Source organism: Porphyromonas gingivicanis JCM 15907, from assembly GCF_000614585.1.
Classification (GTDB): Bacteria; Bacteroidota; Bacteroidia; order Bacteroidales; family Porphyromonadaceae; genus Porphyromonas; species Porphyromonas gingivicanis.
In genome coordinates, this window is the sequence record NZ_BAKX01000002.1 from 42,471 (window position 1) to 61,465 (window position 18,995).

The 18,995-nt window shown below is 46.9% G+C and carries 16 protein-coding genes and 3 pseudogenes; 8 read left to right on the plus strand and 11 right to left on the minus strand.

Translation table 11 applies throughout. From position 1 onward, the window contains the following. Positions 1-83: 83 nt before the first annotated feature. Positions 84-665: a hypothetical protein gene (locus tag JCM15907_RS02295; protein WP_025842558.1), complete on the plus strand. Its 582-nt coding sequence runs from the start codon at positions 84-86 to the stop codon at positions 663-665. 192 nt (positions 666-857) lie between these two features. Then, positions 858-1,487: a hypothetical protein gene (locus JCM15907_RS02300; RefSeq protein ID WP_025842559.1), complete on the plus strand. Its 630-nt coding sequence runs from the start codon at positions 858-860 to the stop codon at positions 1,485-1,487. 218 nt (positions 1,488-1,705) lie between these two features. On the opposite strand, the gene JCM15907_RS13565 is transcribed toward JCM15907_RS02300, so the two are convergent. Beyond that, positions 1,706-1,828, minus strand: a complete 123-nt coding sequence (locus JCM15907_RS13565; protein ID WP_277906816.1) for a hypothetical protein — start codon at positions 1,826-1,828, stop codon at positions 1,706-1,708. A 117-nt stretch (positions 1,829-1,945) separates the two neighbouring features. Here JCM15907_RS13565 and gcvH point away from each other — a divergent pair. The 6 genes and pseudogenes from gcvH (at position 1,946) to JCM15907_RS02330 (ending at position 8,644) form a co-directional block, all read left to right on the plus strand. Next, positions 1,946-2,322 (plus strand): annotated as a pseudogene (gcvH, locus tag JCM15907_RS10250) (glycine cleavage system protein GcvH). A 40-nt stretch (positions 2,323-2,362) separates the two neighbouring features. After that, positions 2,363-2,867 (plus strand): annotated as a pseudogene (gene purE, locus JCM15907_RS10255) (5-(carboxyamino)imidazole ribonucleotide mutase). A 294-nt stretch (positions 2,868-3,161) separates the two neighbouring features. Further along, on the plus strand, positions 3,162-4,217 hold the full coding sequence (gene ispG / locus JCM15907_RS13920; protein ID WP_148297437.1) for a (E)-4-hydroxy-3-methylbut-2-enyl-diphosphate synthase: 1,056 nt from the start codon (positions 3,162-3,164) through the stop codon (positions 4,215-4,217). Continuing rightward, positions 4,139-4,945: a flavodoxin-dependent (E)-4-hydroxy-3-methylbut-2-enyl-diphosphate synthase gene (locus JCM15907_RS13925; RefSeq protein WP_370664403.1), complete on the plus strand. Its 807-nt coding sequence runs from the start codon at positions 4,139-4,141 to the stop codon at positions 4,943-4,945. Before ispG ends, JCM15907_RS13925 begins: the two co-directional genes overlap by 79 nt. A gap of 297 nt (positions 4,946-5,242) precedes the next feature. After that, the gene (locus JCM15907_RS10270; RefSeq protein ID WP_025842560.1) at positions 5,243-7,294 is read left to right on the plus strand and encodes a right-handed parallel beta-helix repeat-containing protein; all 2,052 of its coding nucleotides are present in this window, start codon (positions 5,243-5,245) and stop codon (positions 7,292-7,294) included. A gap of 324 nt (positions 7,295-7,618) precedes the next feature. Continuing rightward, the gene (locus JCM15907_RS02330) at positions 7,619-8,644 is read left to right on the plus strand and encodes an NAD-dependent epimerase/dehydratase family protein (RefSeq protein WP_025842562.1); all 1,026 of its coding nucleotides are present in this window, start codon (positions 7,619-7,621) and stop codon (positions 8,642-8,644) included. Positions 8,645-8,792: 148 nt separating this feature from the next. On the opposite strand, the gene JCM15907_RS02335 is transcribed toward JCM15907_RS02330, so the two are convergent. From JCM15907_RS02335 to JCM15907_RS02380, 10 genes and pseudogenes are all read right to left on the minus strand, one after another. Beyond that, positions 8,793-10,448, minus strand: a complete 1,656-nt coding sequence (locus JCM15907_RS02335) for a T9SS type A sorting domain-containing protein (RefSeq protein ID WP_159099895.1) — start codon at positions 10,446-10,448, stop codon at positions 8,793-8,795. A 362-nt stretch (positions 10,449-10,810) separates the two neighbouring features. After that, a pseudogene (locus JCM15907_RS10275) lies at positions 10,811-12,273 on the minus strand (catalase). 24 nt (positions 12,274-12,297) lie between these two features. Then, a complete protein-coding gene (locus JCM15907_RS02350; RefSeq protein ID WP_025842565.1) occupies positions 12,298-12,762 on the minus strand; it encodes a flavodoxin domain-containing protein in 465 nt (154 codons plus the stop codon). A gap of 346 nt (positions 12,763-13,108) precedes the next feature. After that, positions 13,109-13,543: a hypothetical protein gene (locus JCM15907_RS02355; protein ID WP_159099896.1), complete on the minus strand. Its 435-nt coding sequence runs from the start codon at positions 13,541-13,543 to the stop codon at positions 13,109-13,111. 40 nt (positions 13,544-13,583) lie between these two features. Continuing rightward, entirely contained in the window at positions 13,584-14,813 is a 1,230-nt protein-coding gene (locus JCM15907_RS12000; protein ID WP_081773773.1) for a T9SS type A sorting domain-containing protein, read from the minus strand. 269 nt (positions 14,814-15,082) lie between these two features. Then, the gene (locus JCM15907_RS13265) at positions 15,083-15,415 is read right to left on the minus strand and encodes an McrC family protein (protein WP_242396768.1); all 333 of its coding nucleotides are present in this window, start codon (positions 15,413-15,415) and stop codon (positions 15,083-15,085) included. Then, complete coding sequence (locus JCM15907_RS10285) at positions 15,394-16,131, minus strand: 5-methylcytosine restriction system specificity protein McrC (RefSeq protein WP_242396769.1); 738 nt, start codon at positions 16,129-16,131, stop codon at positions 15,394-15,396. Before JCM15907_RS10285 ends, JCM15907_RS13265 begins: the two co-directional genes overlap by 22 nt. Continuing rightward, a complete protein-coding gene (locus JCM15907_RS13270; protein WP_051522332.1) occupies positions 16,128-16,499 on the minus strand; it encodes a 5-methylcytosine-specific restriction endonuclease subunit McrB in 372 nt (123 codons plus the stop codon). The genes JCM15907_RS10285 and JCM15907_RS13270 overlap by 4 nt, the downstream gene beginning before the upstream one ends. A 50-nt stretch (positions 16,500-16,549) precedes the next feature. Next, positions 16,550-17,716 carry an McrB family protein gene (locus JCM15907_RS12010; RefSeq protein WP_025842569.1) on the minus strand — a complete coding sequence of 389 codons (1,167 nt, stop codon included), beginning with the start codon at positions 17,714-17,716 and terminating at the stop codon, positions 16,550-16,552. A 37-nt stretch (positions 17,717-17,753) separates the two neighbouring features. After that, positions 17,754-18,980 carry a class I SAM-dependent rRNA methyltransferase gene (locus JCM15907_RS02380; protein ID WP_025842570.1) on the minus strand — a complete coding sequence of 409 codons (1,227 nt, stop codon included), beginning with the start codon at positions 18,978-18,980 and terminating at the stop codon, positions 17,754-17,756. Positions 18,981-18,995: the final 15 nt, after the last annotated feature.

Sequence of the window (18,995 nt, forward strand, 5' to 3'; positions counted from 1 at the left end):
TGTATTACATTTGCATCGTAAAAAGTCCGTTGCTTGCGCTGTTTATGGTTCGGGGGGCAGGCTCTGTATAACGAATTTAATTTATGAAACACTACACTATTAAGGGGCTAATGCTCGCTCTTTTGCTCGGTTTTACGCTCATTGCTTGCCGTAAAGAGGTGCCTCAACTGCCCCAACAAAAAGAGGCGCAAGAGGCATCTACTCCCTCTACCTATCCCAGTGAGCCTTCGCCCTCTACGCTACACTTTAGCTTGGTCTATGCGCATCACTCGGATTTCGATTGGGGTCGCTATCGCTTTGCTCTCAAAAAAGCAGAGACGGAGGCTTATGCTCCCTTTGCTGCGCCCGTTACCCATCGTCGAGAGGTGGAGCTCTTCTTCGGTAAACCAACCTTGACAGAGAAGCCCCTCACCCCCAAGCCCATAGAGGAGATAAATGCCTTTTGGAGTAAGGACAAATCGACGCCTGTGGAGCTTATCGTTTACAATGACCAAGGGCGCAGGGTGGCGAGCATCTTCTTCCTACTGAGAGAGGAGGCAGGTGTGCCTATGGTGGGTCCCGTGGCACGAGCCGATGGGTGGTCGCTCTGCCGTTGGGTGTATCAGAAGTCGCCCAACCGATTGCCCTACTTCGAGGTGCGTTTTACTTCGGAAGAGGGGTTGTGAGGAATAGTTAAAAAAGGGAGTCGTAAGGCTCTCTTCGATAGAAAATAATTGAAGGAGGCTTTGTTGCGTGCCGTCGTTGCAGGGTGTTGAGACCGAGGGTAGGGGAGTGCAGAGAGGTGCGAGTCCCGACCTGACTATCGACAATCGCTGGGCAAGTGTGCCGTGGACAATAGTCTCTATATAGAATAGCGTATGAAACATTATATAGTAATAGGATTACTGCTCCTCCTTGGGGGGAGTATGGGGTGGGTAAGTTGCCGACCCAACGGGCAGAAAGAGCCCATCGTAAAGGAGCAAGACAAGAGAGCACAAGACCCTCTTAACCCCGACCGACCCGCTCCAGCGGCGCTCACCTTGCTTTTCGTCTACGGCGACGAGCCCGAGTACGACTGGAGCGACTACCACTTTGCGCTAAAGAATAGCGAGGTAGGTCTGTATGCCCCCTATGAGAAGCCCATTTTGGGTAGGAATAGCGTAGAGGTTACGTTTGGTATCCCCTCACTTGCCGAGAAGCCTCTCACGCCTACCAATCAATCTGTTAAGGTAACATGGGGCGTTCAGAAAAGTTATACCGCCCTGCTTACCATAGCCGATGCCCAAGGGAAAGAGCGAGGCCGTTTCGAGCTGGGCATAACGGAAAACAAAGTGCCCGTTATCAACTATATGGATGGGGCAAAGGCTTCCGCCTCTGTCGCCTCGTGCAGCAGAGTACCCCCTACCGCTTCCCCTACTTCGAGGTGCAGTTTGACGCCCCAAAAGACCTGCAATAGGGTGCATCGCAACCTTTTTGTTTTGACAGCAGGGGCAGGCTCTTTTCGGTAGGGTCTGCCCTTTTTCCTATATGTAAATGGGGTGAGTTGTGGATGGTATTTGTTTTGTACAGAGAGAGTTCGTGCGCAACACTGACAATGTGAGCGAGTGAGTTGTGGATGGTATTTGTTTTGTACTTTTGTCTTTTGTTAAGAGGTGGCAGTGCAAAAAGCTGGTAAGGCTCTCCTTTACACCCCAATATCTTTCGACTAAAAGCTCTGTATAGTAGATTATGTCAGACCCAAAAGCAAACCCCGAGGCGGAGCAATCGGAAGGCGCATAGCTTGGGGCGGGATGGTGCGTGTGTGGCGTTGGTAGGCGAGGCGCATCGTTCGGAATGTATTGTTATTCAAAAAGGAACTACTATCTTTGCGAGGTGCTTTTGTGGCGCATTTTACCCCCTTTTCGCAGAGGGTGGCACAGAATAGAAAAATAGTAATTACAACATTATAATCATAGAAAACGGAAATATGAATATTCCTGCAAATCTTAAGTACACCACCGATCATGAGTGGGTGAGCCTCGATGGCGATGTAGCAACTATTGGTATCACAGATTACGCTCAAGGCGAGTTGGGCGAAATCGTATTCGTAGACGTTCCTACCGAAGGTGAAACCGTAGCTCAAGGTGAGGTATTTGGCTCTATCGAAGCTGTGAAGACCGTAGCTGACCTCCTTATGCCCGTAGAAGGCGAGGTAATCGAGCTTAACTCTGCTCTTGAAGATCAGCCGAGTTGGTGAACAACGCCCCCTATGGCAATGGTTGGATTGTAAAGGTACGCATTGCCGATGCAGCGCAAATGGAAGCCTTGATGGATGCAGCTGCTTACCAAGATTTCTTGGGATAATCGTTAGGTATCTACTCTATAAGTATAGACCGCAAGCATGATGACTCCACTCGTTAGCATCATAATGGGCAGTACTTCCGACTTACCCGTTATGGAGAAAGCGGCACGCCAGTTAGAGGCGTTGCAGATACCTTTCGAGATGTTGGCTCTCTCTGCACACCGTACGCCCGATGAGGTGGCAACCTTTGCCTCCGAAGCCGAGGGGCGTGGTGTTAAGGTGATTATCGCCGCTGCTGGTATGGCTGCCCATTTGTGTGGCGTGGTGGCTTCGATGACCCCCCTACGTTATTGGTGTGCCCATTAAGTCTTCGTTGGATGGTATGGATGCCCTCCTTGCCATCGTGCAGATGCCTCCCGGAATCCCCGTAGCAACGGTGGCGATAGATGGAGCGCAGAATGCAGCCCTCTTGGCGGCTCAGATGCTTGCTTTGGGCGACGAGGCACTGATGAAACGCTTGAAGGAGTTCAAGGAGTCGCTCAAAGAGAAGGTGGTACGTGCCAATAAGGACTTGAGCGAAATCAAGTTTCAGTACAAGGTTAATTGACACCGCCCCAGTATCCACGGAGAGGTGGATAGAGGGCTTTGAGAGGGAGAGCGGAGGCATACTCCCCAAGAGGGAGTGTTGAAACGGACAGTTTGAAGCACTTTATGCTCCCCGTAGCGTATCGCTTTGCACCTCTTCGTTGGAGGTTGTAGATGTTTATAGAGATTCTTTTTTAGGAATAGCAATCGTGCATTGTCCTTCCCGAGTGGTGGGGGTGTGCGGTTGCTTTCTTTATGTCAAGAGCCCTCTGAGGCACTATTTTTAAGTTGAAAGGAGAGAAAAAGAAACAAGCCTATGCAGAACCCAACAAACGGCGACGAGCGTTTCGATGCGCTGAATTATTGCCGTCGCACCACGAAAACAGTTACCATCGGGGGCATTCCCTTGGGGAGCCTCCACCCCTTACGCATACAAACCATGGCGAATGTCTCTACCAATGAGGTGGAGCAGGCAGTAGCCCAAACCCTGCGAGTAGCGGCAGTGGGGTGCGATTATATGCGCTTTACGGCGCAGGGTGTGCGAGAGGCGACTGCTTTGGGCGAGATACACCGAGCCTTGCGCCAAGCCGATTGTTCTCTCCCCTTAGTGGCAGATATTCATTTCAATCCGCAAGCTGCCTACGAAGCTCTAAAGCATGTCGAGAAGGTGCGCATCAATCCGGGCAATTTTGCCGACCGTAAGGGAGATAGGGCGCAGTACACTTCCGATGAAGAGTGGTATCAGGCAGGGGCAAAGCGTGTGAGGGAGCTGTTCGGAGCTTTCGTCGAAGAGGCAAAGGCTTTGGGGCGCACTCTTCGTTTGGGTATCAATCATGGTTCGCTGAGTGAGCGTATGCTTCACCGTTGGGGCAATACGCCTGAGGGTATGGTCGAGAGCTGTTGGGAGTATCTTTCTGTGGCGCAGGCGCATCAGTTCGAGGCTATCGTTATTTCGATGAAGAGCTCCAACGTGCAGGTTATGACACAAGCGGTGCGCCTTTTGGTGGCTCGTCTCGATGCCGAGGGGTGGAATTATCCGCTCCACTTGGGGGTTACTGAGGCGGGCGAGGGCGAAGATGGGCGTATCAAGAGTGCCGTCGGTATAGGTTCTTTGCTCTTAGATGGTATAGGCGACACACTTCGGGTCTCTCTGAGCGAAGCTCCTGAAGCAGAGTTGCCCGTGGCACAACGCTTGGCGCAGTATGTGGGGCAACGCGCCTTGACCCCAAAGCTCTCTTATGCAGGGCATTATACCTATGTGCCCTTTATGTTGCCCGAGCAGAGAGTGCTTCTGTGGCAGATAGCTATGGAGGCGACTCCGTCCCTAAAGTACTGGTTTTCGGAGCTGGAGGGGGCGGAGAGAAAACTTTGATGCAGGGCGATGCACTCTTTTCCTATGGCACAGCGTGGGAGAATATCTCGGTAGAGGGGGCAGAACAGGTACAGTTCCGATGTTTAGATGCCGAGCAATTCACGTCTGCCGATGTGGTTACACTCAAAGAGCAACCCAACGCAGTGCTCGTACTGAACGCTTCGGGGGCTAATGCTGTCGGAGCTTGGCGCAGAGCTGTGGCACTCCTTGCCGAGGAGCAGTGCCGTGTGCCTCTTTTGCTCCATCGTAGTTTTGCGGAGGAGACTTGGGAGGAGGTGCAACTTATCGCCTCTGCAGACTTGGGGCTACTCCTCTTGGAGGGCGTGGCTTCGGGCATCGTACTTTCGTCGCCTCATTGTCGGGTCGCAGAACTTTACTCCTTGGGACTCGGCATCTTGCAGGCCACTCGCTTACGTTTTTCGCACACGGAATTCATTAGTTGCCCTGGCTGTGGTCGCACGTTGTTCGACTTGGAGGGCACCATTGCGCGGGTCAAAAAAGCCACTGCCCACCTGCCCAATCTGAAGATTGGTATTATGGGTTGCATCGTCAATGGTCCGGGCGAAATGGCAGATGCCGACTACGGTTACGTGGGCGGATCTCCGGGCAAAATAGACCTTTACAAGGGGCAAGAGTGTCAAGTGCGAGGTATCCCCGAAGCAGAGGCAGTAGAGGCACTCATCGAACTCATTCGTTCGCATGGCGATTGGCTCGAACCTACCGAATAGATTTCATGGGAAATAGGGCTTGTTATGCTTCCATTCTTGTTGAGTAGAGAGGGATAGACAGCTGCAAATCTTACGACATATTGGAGAGTTATCTGCTTTTATTACAATCTGTTTTCTTGGCTATGTGCCTTTCAATCCCAATGAGACGTAAAAAGAACTTTCTCTTGAAAGAGATAAACTTTAATGACTGATAGGGGGTTTTTATATACATTTGCGACGGAAAAACACACTTTTGTTCTCTATATTTTTTAGGAACAAGCGGTTTTTTTGATAACCAATAACGACTAAATCAATAAAATGAAAGTTCAATCAATCAAAAATGGAGCTGTGACCATAGCTACGCTCTTCGCAATGCTGTTTGCCTTCCCTTTTATGGCAAAAGCGCAGACCAGGTACAAGCTCCAGTTAGCAGGAATTCAAGTAACATCAGCCAATTGCAATGACCTCTCTGTCATAGAGGGCGTCAGCGGAACAGTAAAGTATGACCCCAGTAGTAAGATTCTCACCCTTGAGAATGCAACGATCACTACAAATACTGAGCAAAACTGCATCTCCGTAGAAGAGGCAGGTGTTACAGTTGTAGTCAAAGGGACATGCAAACTTTCTGCCCTCTCCTCCTTTGGTTCGTCTGCTTTTTACGTTAATAAAAGTACAACCATTACGGGAAGTGGAACCCTCTTTACTGAATCAACCAATAGCTGTGGAGTTTACCTGTCTAATGCTCCTCTTACTATTGATGGATGCCATGTGGAAGCCAAAGGTAAATGGGGGATAGCCGGAGAGGCTGCAACTATTGAGGAGTCTCTTACGCTCAAGAATGCAACTATAGTCGCAGAGGGGCACGAAGGTTCTATTTACGACTTAGGGTCGCTTACGCTCGAAGAGTGTGAGATTAGCGAACCAAAAGGAGCTGTTTTTAACGAAAGTAACCATGCTGTCTGTGATGCATCTGGCAATACTATCAAGACTAAAGTTACCATAAAGCCCACGTCCACGGTTGCTAAATACAACCTCCATTTAGCAGAGGTTCAAGTAACAGAAGCTAATTGCAATGACCTCTCTGTGATAGATGGCGTCAGTGGAACAGTAAAGTATGACCCGAATAGTAATACGCTTACCCTTGATAATGCAACAATCGATGTAGGAGATGACAAAAACTGCATTTTCGCAGGAAAGGGAGCTATAGCTCTTACAATTGTGATCAAAGGAACATGTAAACTATCGTCCACCACTTGGTCTCCGCTTAATCTTTGGAGGAATACAACTATTTCGGGAGATGGAGAGCTTTATCTTGAATCGAAAGAGGGCCGTTCGATTAATTTGGATGAAGGGGTTACTCTTACCATTGATCGTTGCCGTGTAGATGCTAAAGGTGCGAGAGGCATCTCGGGATTCAATCAGTCGAGCGATGCTAAACTCGTTATTAAAAACGCATTCGTAACTGCAGAAGGTACGGAGGGTTCAATCATCAACTTGGCATCTCTTACACTCGAGGGTTGTAAGATCAGTGAACCAGCAGGAGCTGTATTTAACGAAAGTAAGGGTGCTGTTTGTGATGCTTCTGGCAATGTCATCACGACGAAAGTGGTCATAAAGCCCCCAGTTAAATATGACCTCGAATTAGCAGGGAAGCAAGTAACGGAAGCCAATCGCAATGACCTCTCTGTGATAGATGGTGTCAGCGGAACCGTAAAGTACGACCCTACTACTACTACACTCACCCTTGAGAATGCAACAATTGATGGGGGAGAGCAGTTCGCTATCTTCGCAGGAGAGCAAGGTACACCTCTTACAATTGTGGTCAAAGGAACATGTAAACTCTCATCTCGCGTTAACCATACGGTTATTCTTTTGAGTAATACAACCATTTCGGGAGATGGAGAGCTTTATCTTGAATCGAAAGAGGGCCGTTCGATTAACTTGGATGAAGGGGTTACTCTTACTATTGATCGTTGCCGTGTAGATGCTAAGGGTGTGAGAGGTATCTCGGGATACAATCAGTCGAGCAACGCTAAACTCGTTATTAAAAACGCATTCGTAACTGCGCAAGGTACGGAGGGGTCGATTGCCAACTTGTCATCGCTTACGCTCGAAGAGTGTAAGATCAGCGAACCAGTAGGGGCTGTATTTAACGAAAGCAAACTTGCTGTTTGTGATGCTGCTGGCAATGTTATCACGACGAAAGTGGTCATAAAGCCCAATAAGCCCGATGCTATTGAACGCATCAGCTGGGAAGAACCCGCTTATCGTGGCATATACAACTTGCAGGGCATTAAGCTCGATATTCCGTTTGAGCAATTACCTATTGGGGTCTATATTGTAGACGGAAAGAAGGTACTTAAGATGTAAGTAAAATCCTAAGTAGAGGAGGAGGGTAGTATAATCATAGTTATGCTACCCTCCTTTTTTTCTCTTCAGCTTTGCTGTTGCGCCTATTACCTGATGTAATAGTACCATTTCGTGTTTGCATATTTGTCTTTCTGTCCTTTTTTTAGTACATTTAAGAGGAGTAATAAGCATCCATCTTCCTTAAAGGGGGAGTTTGGGGAGTTTTTCGCTTTTCTAATAGTGTCGAACTCAAGAGCAAGAAGAACCTTTTGATGGAGAGGAAAAAGTCTCTCGATAGATGGGTTGCCCTCCCTCGTAGGGGTGGATATATGAAAGATAGATCGCATGAAAAAGATAAAAGTACTATTGACAGGCGCATCGGGTACAGTGGGTTATCAAGCTCTCCTGCAACTTGTGGCGCAAGAGGAGCTTTTCAAAATAACTGTTTTCGATATGGATACGCCCCAGAGCCGAACCCTTCTTGAGCCGTTTAGAGATAGGGTGAGACTCGTTTATGGCGATATTACGCAGCCCAACCATTCGGTAGAGGCGTGCCGAGGTGTCGATTATGTCATTCATTTGGCTTCGCTTATCCCCCCTATGGCAGATGAAAATCAAGTCTTGGCACATCGGGTCAATGTGGAGGGTACGCGCAATTTAATTAGCAATTTAGAGCGTTACTCGCCCGATGTTTTTGTAGTCTATTCCTCTTCAGTATCGGTCTATGGCGATAGGGTCGAGACGCCAGAGATTCGAGTAAGCGACCCCCTCAAACCATCCGATAGAGATTACTATGCCACGACAAAGATAGCCGCCGAGGAGATCCTTCGTTCTAGCCGTTTGCGGTGGAGCATCTTTCGTCTCTCGGCAATTATCGGAGCGCAAAATCATAAGATTAGTCCGCTCATGTTTCATATGCCTCTTAATACGCCCATAGAGATGACCTCGCCCGAAGATACAGCACGGGCCTTTGTTCATGCAGCGCAACACAGAGAGGAGCTGGAGGGTAAGATTTTTAATTTAGGTGGGGGAGAGCAGAACCGCATTCACTTTCGAGACCTTTTGGTGAATAACTTCCGCCTCTTTGGTTTGGGCAAGTTCAATCTTCCCGAAAAGGCTTTTGCCGAAAAGAACTTCCACTGTGGTTATTATGCTGATGGGGATGACTTGGAGCGCATTGTACACTTCCGACAAGATACCCTCGCAACCTATTGGCAGAAGGTAAAAGAGAGTGTGCCTCGATGGCGCTATTTTCTCACTCGCTTGGTTGCTCCGTTGATTAAGAAGATACTTCTTTTTCGTTCAGAGCCTTGGCAAGCCTATCAAACAGGCAATAAGAAGGAGATGAAGCACTATTTCCGTTCGTTTTGAGTAGCAAAGTGATTTGCTTAGCACGAAAAAAGGAGAGAGCCAAGTAGCTTCTCTCCTTTTTTTATAGAGTCTCTTTTCGGAGAATGCCTCCCTTTATCCATCGCATAGTAGAGAGGGGAGCAGGCGAGGCTTTCCGCCGATTGAGAGATTAGCGATGCACGAGTAGGCGATAGGCTTGTCCATTGCCTGCCCTTACAAAGTAGTTGCCTTCGGGAAGAGAGGTGAGGTCAAGCTCTACCTTACCTGCTTCGTTAGTTTCGGCAGTGAGTAAACGTACTCCCTCTATGTTGTATAGAGCGATGCGAAGTCCAGCTTTTGCACCCTCGATATGCACTTTGTGGTCGGCTGGGTTGGGGTAGAATGTCAGGGCTGTTGCTGCTACTTCTTCTACGGCTACATCCTTCCCAATCTTCACTTCGGTAGTAGGCTCGCCATTCAGTAAAACAAAGAAGTGAGTGTGATCACCTTCATTGTATCTATAGTCATAAGTACCTATCATCGCTCCTGATGGCTCTAAAATTTTAACTCCTTTTAGTGTTATAGAGGCTAAAGTACCAATGGCATAGGGGTAGGGCTTGTCTGCTTTGCCACTTGCTTTGACGTGAAGCGAAGCATCCTCAACAACCAAATTAGTTGGATAGTAACGATTGCCTTCTATGCCTCCCCAACTATTATTTTCGTCATTGGAGTAGAGGCTTACGGTACACCCATCTGCTATGGTAAGAGTGCCAGATTCGATATAGATAGGAAACTTTCCCGTTTCGACAGTGAGTTTACCGGGTCCTGTGATACGTGTATCTGAGAAGTCTGCTCCATAACCCTCGGGTGCTGTAAAAACGTTTTCTCCTTCTAAATGCAATGTGAAAAGATTTTCGCCTCTTGTGCGTATACAGTCCAATGAACCTTGAACCGTTAATGAAACATTTTTCATAGAGAGAGTGCGCGTCTCTGGAGCATAGGTAAGATGTCCATCGTCTCCAATACTAACTCCCTTAATATTATGCATTTGATTTACATTTTCTTCAGTGATTGAAACACCATTGATGTAAAATTTATATTCTACGGCTGCCTCCTTCCCAATCTTCACTTCGGTAGTAGGCTCGCCATTCAGTAAAACAAAGGTGTGAGTGTAATTGCCTTCATTGTATGTATAGTCATAAGTATCTATCTTCGCTTCTGATGGCTCTAAAATCTTAACTCCATCCAATGTTATAGAGGCTAAAGTACCAATGGCATAGGGGTAGGGCTCGTCTGCCTTGCCACTTGTTTTGACATGAAGCGAAGCATTCTTAACAACCAAATTAGTTGGAGAGTAACGATTGCCTGTTATGCCTCCCCAACCATCATTTTCGTCATTGGAGTAGAGGCTTATGGTACACCCATCTGCTATGGTAAGAGTGCCAGATTCGATATAGATAGCATGCTTTCTCGTTTTGACAGTGAGTTTGCCGGGTCCTGTGATGCGAGTGTTTGCGAAGTCTGCTCCATAACCCTCGGGTGCTGTAAAAACGTTTTCTCCTTCTAAACGCAATGTGAAAGGATTTTCGCCTCTTGTGCGTATACAGTCCGATGAACCTTGAAGCGTTAATGAAACATTTTTCATAGAGAGAGTGCGCGTCTCTGGAGCATAGGTAAGATGTCCACCTTCTCCAATACTAACTCCCTCAATATTATGCATTTGATTTACATTTTCTTCAGTGATTAAAACATCATTGATGCGAAAATCATAGCTTTTTTGAGCTTGCATAGCTCCTATACCACCCATGAGGAGTGATAGAGTAATTAGTAATTGTTTTAATCTCATAGACAACATTTTTAATTGAATTCCTATTTTTTCTTTTATAGCATTTTGAGGAGGGGGAAGCTCTCCATACAAGGAGGAGTAAGATGCTATCTATCCAACCGAAAACTCCACATAGAGAGAAGAATACCCATGTCCTTCGGTCTGCAAATGTATGTAATTTTTTTTGTATATATGTGTGTATATGTCCTGTTGTGATGCTTCCTGTTTGCTTTGGAAGTGAAATTTGCGCAATCTTCTTTTGAAAGGGTGATGTATGAGCTTATAGCTCACAAAAAAGGGGGTGTTTATCAAATAAATTTTGATACACCCTCCTTTATTTAGAATCCCCTAACTGCTGTTCGAGTTAGGGTGTGTTGGTGGAATTACAATTCCACCTCGTCCATACTGATGCCGAGAGCTTTGGCTACCCCTTTGCCATACTCTTCGTCGGCTCGATAGCAGTTTACGATGTGTCTTATCTTGATAAACTTAGGTATGTCTCCCATAGCGCGTGCCGTATTTTCAAAGAGCACTTGTTGCTGTTCGGGAGTCATGAGTCTAAAGAGGGCACGAGGCTGAGAGTAGTAGTCGCAGTCGTCTTCTCTAAAATCCCACTGATAGGCAGCGCCATCGAGTTCGAGCATAGGTTCTTTGTATTCGCCTTGTTCTGCCAGTGTCCGTAGCTATTGGGTTCATAGCCTAAGCGTGAACCATAGTTGCCATCTACGCGCATAGCTCCATCTCTGTGGTACATATTGACGAAGGGGCAACGGCTCTTATTAACGGGTATTTGGTGATGATTGACCCCTAAGCGGTAGCGGTGTGCATCGCCATAGGCAAAGAGACGTCCTTGTAACATACGGTCGGGCGAAAAGCTAATACCCGGCACCACATCGGCTGGGTTGAAAGCAGCCTGCTCTACGTCGGCAAAGTAGTTCTCAGGATTACGATTCAGCTCCAATACCCCCACTTCGATAAGAGGAAACTCCTTTTGCGACCATACTTTGGTGAGGTCAAAGGGGTTGTAGGGCATCTCCTTGGCTTGTTGCTCGGTCATAATCTGCACCTTCATTGTCCATCGAGGGAAGTCGCCTCGCTCGATAGCTTCGTACAAATCGCGCTGATTGCTCTCTCTGTCCTTGCCGATAATAGCCTCAGCCTCGGCATCCGTTACGTTTTTGATGCCCTGATGCGTGTGGAAGTGGAACTTGACCCAGTGGCGTACCCCCTCGGCATTGATGAACGAGAAGGTGTGGCTTCCATAACCATGCATATGACGGTACGAGTAGGGAATGCCTCGGTCGCTCATCGTGATGGTTACTTGGTGGAGTGCCTCGGGTAGGAGTGTCCAGAAGTCCCAATTATTATGCGGGCTACGCATATTGGTGCGAGGGTCACGCTTCACTACGTGGTTGAGGTCGGGAAATTTGAGGGGGTCACGGAGGAAGAATACGGGTGTATTGTTGCCCACTAAATCCCAGTTGCCCTCTTCGGTATAGAACTTGACTGCAAAGCCACGGATATCACGCTCATGATCGGCTGCTCCGCGCTCTCCAGCTACGGTCGAGAAGCGAGCAAATACCTCTGTCTCCTTTCCAATTTTGCTAAAAATAGCTGCCTTGGTGTACTTCGTAATGTCGTGGGTTACGGTAAATTTTCCAAACGCTCCACTACCTTTGGCGTGCATACGACGCTCTGGAATGACCTCACGATTAAAGTGCGACATCTTTTCGATGTACCATACATCTTGAAGCAACATAGGGCCTCGTTTGCCTGCCGTGGCTACGTTCTGATTGTCGGCTACGGGAGCACCTGCTGCCGTGGTAAGTTTCTTGATTTCTTCCATAGTTTTTAGTTTATTATTGTTTTGTTATCTCCTGTTATTGGGGGCGGTTGTTGCTTCGCCAAGGCGTACCTTTTGCGCTATGAGGTCGAGGCTTTTTTTCTGCTCTTCGGTGAGAATTCCGGTCTTGGATTTTAGTGTCTGTACCGATTGGTTGGGGCGCAGAGTAAGCTGACGCTTCATATTCCGAAACATCGACCCTGTGTGCAATTTATAGGTGGTGAAGAGGAGTAGATGAGGTGGAAGTGGAGCGGTCAATTTGTCCTGTGCAAATTGTACCCAGCGACGGTTGGGGTGCTGGTTTACCACGAACCAGCCACTGGTCCAGCATCCGAGTACTAAGAGTTGGCACTCGTTCATCTTCTCGGGAGTAAAGTCGCCTATCGAGCATAGGCTCACACTAAGCCCTTGACTCCAGAGGTGCATAGCAATCTCTCGAGCAAAGGAGGCAGTTTTGCCCCGGCGACTACTGTATAGTATGGTTGCTTTCATAGCGAGTATTCTTTGCGTTTCTTTTACAAAGATAAAGGTGGGTTTTTCTTTTTTTGATTGTAACTATTTATAGAATTATAGTTGCTATCAATGTAGTTGAGTTAGACTATTGCTTAAATGTGTCTTTGCTATCGAAATATATTAAAAAATAACTTATTGACAATAGTTTTATGGAAAATAAGAGGGGTGGGGTCTGGAGAAAATAAAGATCGTCGTATGAAACAACCGACTCCATCTGTAATTCAAATTGCCTCACTTTGTACAGATTGAATGAGGCTTTGCAGGGAGTCGGCTGAATGCCCAAAAATACACAGAGAGGGGTGTATGTGAAATAATTTCAGCAGGCTCAAGGGATCGAGACCATAGCGAGAGGGATAGAGACCATAGGGTTATAGGTTGTATCGCTAACCTTCCGTGCGAATGCCTCAAACCATTGACCCTTTCTCTCGTTGGGACGGATGCTTTTGTAAGCAGCAAAAGAGACGAGAGCGAAAAAAAACGGTCCATTATCCACCACGATGTCGCGCTCGAATTGGGTGCCCATTTTGCCTACGATATAGGCTACATGACCTGTCGAATAGGGATGCAGTACGAACTGACAACGGTTTTTGGCGTGGATAGAGGCAGTGGAGAGAAGGGCAAAGGATTTATCTCGTCGTTCGCTCCGCAACTCTCCTTCACCCTGCCCCTCTGGACTCGCTAAGCAAAGTAACAGTGGGCAACTACCTTGACTTCTCTTAAATAGTACAAAAAAAGGATGTGCCAAAATTCGTTTCGACACATCCTTTTTATTGAATAGCTATTTAGAAAGAATTGTTGGGTTATCTTTTGACTACCTTGCTCGTGTAAACTTCGCCATTGGAGAAAGTTATCTCAATGCTGTATGTACCAGTGGGTAGATGGGCTACATTCACTCCGTTGCTACTGTATTCTCTTGCCACCTCTTGCCCTTGCATATTATATACTTTAACTTCACGAATGGGGGAATCGGTGTTGATACTTATTACGTCGCTAACAGGGTTGGGGTATATCAATGATTCATTACCTACTCGAATTTTTTCTATCGCAACTGGTTTACATTCATATTCTCCTGTGGTTTCAACTTCTGTATTGAGTAGACCTCGGTAAAGTACTTGCCAATTCTTGTTTTTTGCATTTTTACGATTGGTCTTCAATACGACTTCGTGGTTTGCCGACTCTTTCTTGAAAACAGGAAAGATTTTACCAGCTCTCTTTCCTGTACGATCGTTCAGGCTACAATATATATCGTCAATTGTTTGTGTGGAGAATTGGTTGTCATAGCAAGACACTTGTTCCAACTTGCTATTTCTAGAAAGATCAAGAGAGGTCAGTTGGTTCTTAGAGCAAGTTAATTGCGTTAATTCCAAGTTGTTGCTTATGTCAAGGATTTTTAATTCATTGGTTTGGCAATCCAAAAGAGCGAGCTTTGTGTTGTTGCTTACATCTAATGTTTTTAGTTTGTTTTTGTAACAGATCAAAAACTCCAAATCTCTATTTTCACTCAAATCCAAGCTTGTTAAAGATAGATCGGCACAGGCTAAAGCTGTTAGCTTTTTGTTCTGTTTTATGTCTAATTCGGAAATTTTATTTCCCCCACAGTGTAGGGCTATTAATTCCTTGTTTTGAGAAACATCCAGTGCGGTCAAAGCATTGTCTTGGCAGTATAATCTTTCCAAATCTTTGTTGTTCTGTACATCAATTGCACTGATATTTTCTTTGTTCTTGTTGCAACTTATTGCAACTAAATTGCCATAAATAGTCATTGTCTCTCCATGTGCCACATACTTTTTGGGACTGGTACTCCAAGTATCAGATAATTCTACACTAACTTCGTTCTCTCCACTGACTATCTTAATTTGTTCTCCTTTTTGTGATGCGTAGAAATCAAGTTGAATTTCGGCTTGAGGCTTTACAGTTAGTTTGACAAACTTGTTCATATTAACTTGGGCATGGGAGCTGAAGATTGATACTAAGCCAAATGCCACAACTCCAAGAAGGGTCGTTAGTTTGTTCATTTTTCTTGTTCTCATAATTAAATAAAATAGTTTACTTCTTTTTCATTCCTTAAAAGTGGGGTTGGGATAGTAGTGTGTTTTTTTAGGAAAATGTATCTACTGCCCTTCGTAAAGGTAATACTTTTTTATTTATTTGCAAATTTCAAATGTTAAATTAAAAATAAGGCTACAAAGACTGTTGTTAGCTCTAAAATATTTATTATTGCCCGATGGAAAACAAAAAGCCTCAGCCGAGAGAGGGACTGAGACTTATGGAGTGGAGGGGAGAATAGAGTGATGGTGGATTAGACCGAGTAGGCAAGGAGATTGTCCAGGTAGTTTTTGATGGTGGCAAAGTCTGTACTTAAATTTAGCGTTTTGACCATCAGACGATTGCCGTTGGGGGTGGTGAAGGATTCGTCAGGTTGCTCTTGTGCCAGCGTTTGAGCGTAGAGAATCATACCGTCTACCTTGCCGTTTTGCTTCTTGTCTTCGTTCATCATGTAGGTATGGATTTGATAGAGGTTGCCCGAGTGGATTGTTGTCTTTCCGAAATGCCTCTGCAAGGTTTTGCTGTAATACTTGGTGTCGATAATGAGGGTGCGCTCGCCCAAAGTCAGCATAATGTCGGACTGCATAGCGGGGAGGAGCGACCATGACGAAGAGTTACTTTCGCAGAAGTTCCATGTAATTTGTCGTGCGGAGCTCGACTTTCGGGATGATGCCGTTTGTAGTACTCAAGGACGAATCGCTGGAAGAGCAGGTGTATCTGCTCCTCTGAAAATTGCGCTACTTTGAGCGTACCCTCCTCTGTGGAGAGGAGTTCGTGTTGCCAGAGGATGTAGCAGAGGTTGTGGAGCATCTGATAGGTGTGCCTGTTGCGGTCGTATTGTAGACGGCTCCACGGCACACGGCTCAGTTCGATAGCCTCGATGCCGTCGAAAAAGAAGAGCAATTTTTTGAGTCTTTTCTTCCGTTCGCTTTTTAGACATTTTTGACGGATGAGCAGTGTGATACTTGCTTTGATAATCTGATTAAACAGATTGTTGGCGGTGAGATTGTCGTATTCGCAGGCGAGGCGGGCTCTCTGTGCTATCTTCTCCTTAATAGTCTCGGGAAGGGAGAGCTTGCCCTTTAGTGAGGGGAGTGTCTCTTGGCAAAGGATATACTCTTTGTGCAACCCCTGTTTTAGGAGATAAGAAACACCCTTGAAGAGGATTTCGGCAAATAAATCATAGATCTCTTCGAATGCCTCACCCTCGATATGCTCGTAGTTGTTATGCCTCAATTCCTTGAAAGCATAGGTGAGCATATAGTAGATGTTTTTGATGGGTATTTCCTTGTCAATGGTCATTTTAGTGACTCTTTTAGGCGGTCGAGATACCTCTCACACTTAGGGGTATCGTCAAACCAATACTCTCGCAGCATGGGCTCTATGTCGTATTCAATAACGTTTTTGAGCCACTCAGAGGAAAAGACCTTTTGGTTGCAAAAGTAGCTGTGCCCGATGCAGAAGCCTCTACCTAGCGAATCGTCGGAGCTAATCTCTCCATTGAGAGCGATAATCCCTTGAATGATAGTGTCTAATAGTGGACTGTTCAACCCCTCTTGATAATGCTTAAACCCATCGGTATGGAAGCCCGGTCGCATCTCGAAGAAGCTAAAGCGACGGCGCAGAGCATAGTCAATCATCGCTAAAGAGCGGTCGGCAGTGTTCATCATACCGATGATATAGAGATTGTCGGGTACGGCAAAGGGGTCGTCCGTGTAGGCTAACTTAATCTCTTTGCTCGGTAACTGTTTTCGATGAGCATGAGGAGTTCGCCAAATATCTTGCTCAAATTGCCACGATTGATTTCATCGATGATAAAGAAGAAGTCTTTGTCTGGACTATTGAGCGCTTTCATACAGAATTTGTAGAACAAGCCCTGTCTTAGCTCGAAACCGCCCTGTGCATTGGGCTTGTAGCCTAAGATAAAGTCCTCGTAGGAGTAGTTTTGGTGAAATTGCACCATCTCTATCCGTTGCTCGTCCTTGACCCCCATCAGCAGATGTGCTAATCGCTTTGCCGTAAAGGTTTTGCCCACTCCGGGCGCTCCTTGGAGAATGATGTTCTTTTTCTCTCTTACCAATGCTTTGAGGCGTTGTAGGTCATCGGGCGACATATAGACCTCTTGTAGAAATTGCTCGTCGGAATAGTGTTCGAGAGACTCCTCTGTGGTAGGCTGTGGGGCAACCTCTTCGGGAGAAGGGACTGTTACGTGCTCTTCGGTACTCTTGCCTTCTGTGACCAAAGCCGTATTCTCTTTCTTGGAGTCTTTTTGTTCTTTCGGTAGTTTATCATAAATCTCAAGAAGTTTTTCATAGAATTGGAATAGCTCCTTGTTGCCTTTCTTCTCTAATAGGAAACGTTGCAACTCCATTCTGGAGGCTTTGTCTGCATTCGGCATCCCGAAGTATTGGGCGAGGGGAATAAGCCACTCTTTTATGTTATAAATAGGAAGTAGATGCTTGTTGGAGTATAAAAAGGCAATTTTCCAAATTATAACGGGACCTAACGCCCTTGTCTTGCTCTGCTCGAGTGACTCAATTGCTCCCCAATCTCCTTTTTGTGCCGAGAGAGCCGTCTGCACAATCTCTTCTCTTACTTTACCAAAAACTTCTGTCGCGGTTTGTCCTATGGCTCTCCTCCATGCATATTGACTATCTCGGTCGTATTTGCTACTTTTAATGGGGATATTTTCATATTTGTAGATTCCAAATTTGTAAGCAGATCCGCCCGCTATACGCCCCAGTTCTTCTCCCGATTTGACTTCTAACCAGTAGCAGAAAGAGTCTTTTCTTTCGAGGTTGAAGTACTCCTCCAAGGTCATGTTGGGCAAGTGCTCAATGGGGAAGCGTTGCAAGAAGTCGTTGTACAATTTATCTCTTTCTCCCATATTGTTATTGTTGAATTGAGGGATGGGTTGGGGGGTATTATTCGACGTAGAGGAAGAGCCCTTTGAGGTATTCGCCCTCGGGGTGATAGATGCTTACGGGATGATCCGTGGCTTGCCCCAACTGTTGCAAGATGCGCACCGATCTGCCCGCCTGTACCGATGCTGTGAGTACTGCCAAGCGAAAATCTTCGGGCGAAACAGCCTGCGAACAACTATACGTAAAAAGGAAACTGCCGGGGGCTAAGCGTTCTAAGGCGAGAGCATTCAGTTTGCGGTAGCCGTTGAGGGCGTTCTTCAGTGCCGACCGCTTCTTGGCAAAGGCTGGAGGGTCTAAGACGATGAGGTCAAAGGCTCCGTAGGCAATCCCTTTGAGGTATTCAAAGGCATCGGCTACTACGCCTTCGTGCCGTCCGCCTGCTATGGTGTCGCCGAAGTTGAGTGCCACGTTGTGCTCTACCAAGCTGAGGGCTCGCGCCGAACTATCTACCGAAACCACCTCTTCGGCACCCCCTTGTAGAGCGTAGAGGCTGAATCCTCCTGAGTAGCAAAACATATTGAGGACGCGCCTACCAGAGGCATATTGACCCACCAAGCGACGATTGTCGCGCTGGTCGATGAAGAAGCCCGTCTTCTGCCCTCTGAGCCAGTCGGGGAGTATCTGCAGACCGTTTTCGTAGACGGGTTGCGCCGTGCTTTTGCCGATGAGGAAGCGGTCGCCCACACTCGCTATGGAGGGGTCGGGCAGGGTAGCGGACGATTTGTCGAAAACAGCCGTTACTTCACCCTTGCAGACCTTGACCACCGCCTCGGCAATCCGTTCGATATGATGGTAAACCCCAGTGCTATGCGCTTGGAGGACTGCCGTGTCTCCGTAGACGTCTATCACTAATCCCGAAACGCCATCGCCCTCGCCATGAACCAAGCGGTACACGTTGTTGCGGTGCGCTCCTGCTTCGGGGGCAGGTTGTATGAGTCCTAAGGCTTGACGTAGGCGGTAGGCTTGCTCGATTTTCTCCACAAAGAAGGCATCGAAATCGGTTATCGAAGTGCCGAAAGAGAGCATCCGCACGGCAATGCTCCCCCCCTCGAAGAAGCCACACCCCAAGAGGGTTCCATCGTGGGCAAAGAGCCTTACGGGGTCTCCTTCATTGGCTTGCCCTTCGATACGCTCGATGGCTCCGCTGAAAATCCATGGGTGAAAGCGTCGTACCGCTTCGTCACGTCCTTTGCGTAGATATACGGACGGATAGTTTGCTGTCGTCATGCTGTATAAAATGGG

Coding starts and splice junctions, on each gene's coding strand:
- JCM15907_RS02295 (WP_025842558.1), top strand. CDS start 84: ATGAAACACTACACTATTAAGGGGCTAATGCTCGCTCTTTTGCTCGGT.
- JCM15907_RS12010 (WP_025842569.1), bottom strand. CDS start 17,716: ATGGGAGAAAGAGATAAATTGTACAACGACTTCTTGCAACGCTTCCCC.
- JCM15907_RS10270 (WP_025842560.1), top strand. CDS start 5,243: ATGAAAGTTCAATCAATCAAAAATGGAGCTGTGACCATAGCTACGCTC.
- JCM15907_RS02300 (WP_025842559.1), top strand. CDS start 858: ATGAAACATTATATAGTAATAGGATTACTGCTCCTCCTTGGGGGGAGT.
- JCM15907_RS02330 (WP_025842562.1), top strand. CDS start 7,619: ATGAAAAAGATAAAAGTACTATTGACAGGCGCATCGGGTACAGTGGGT.
- JCM15907_RS13270 (WP_051522332.1), bottom strand. CDS start 16,499: ATGATGAACACTGCCGACCGCTCTTTAGCGATGATTGACTATGCTCTG.
- JCM15907_RS02335 (WP_159099895.1), bottom strand. CDS start 10,448: ATGAGATTAAAACAATTACTAATTACTCTATCACTCCTCATGGGTGGT.
- JCM15907_RS02350 (WP_025842565.1), bottom strand. CDS start 12,762: ATGAAAGCAACCATACTATACAGTAGTCGCCGGGGCAAAACTGCCTCC.
- JCM15907_RS13265 (WP_242396768.1), bottom strand. CDS start 15,415: ATGCAGTCCGACATTATGCTGACTTTGGGCGAGCGCACCCTCATTATC.
- JCM15907_RS02380 (WP_025842570.1), bottom strand. CDS start 18,980: ATGACGACAGCAAACTATCCGTCCGTATATCTACGCAAAGGACGTGAC.
- JCM15907_RS10285 (WP_242396769.1), bottom strand. CDS start 16,131: ATGACCATTGACAAGGAAATACCCATCAAAAACATCTACTATATGCTC.
- JCM15907_RS12000 (WP_081773773.1), bottom strand. CDS start 14,813: ATGAGAACAAGAAAAATGAACAAACTAACGACCCTTCTTGGAGTTGTG.
- ispG (WP_148297437.1), top strand. CDS start 3,162: ATGCAGAACCCAACAAACGGCGACGAGCGTTTCGATGCGCTGAATTAT.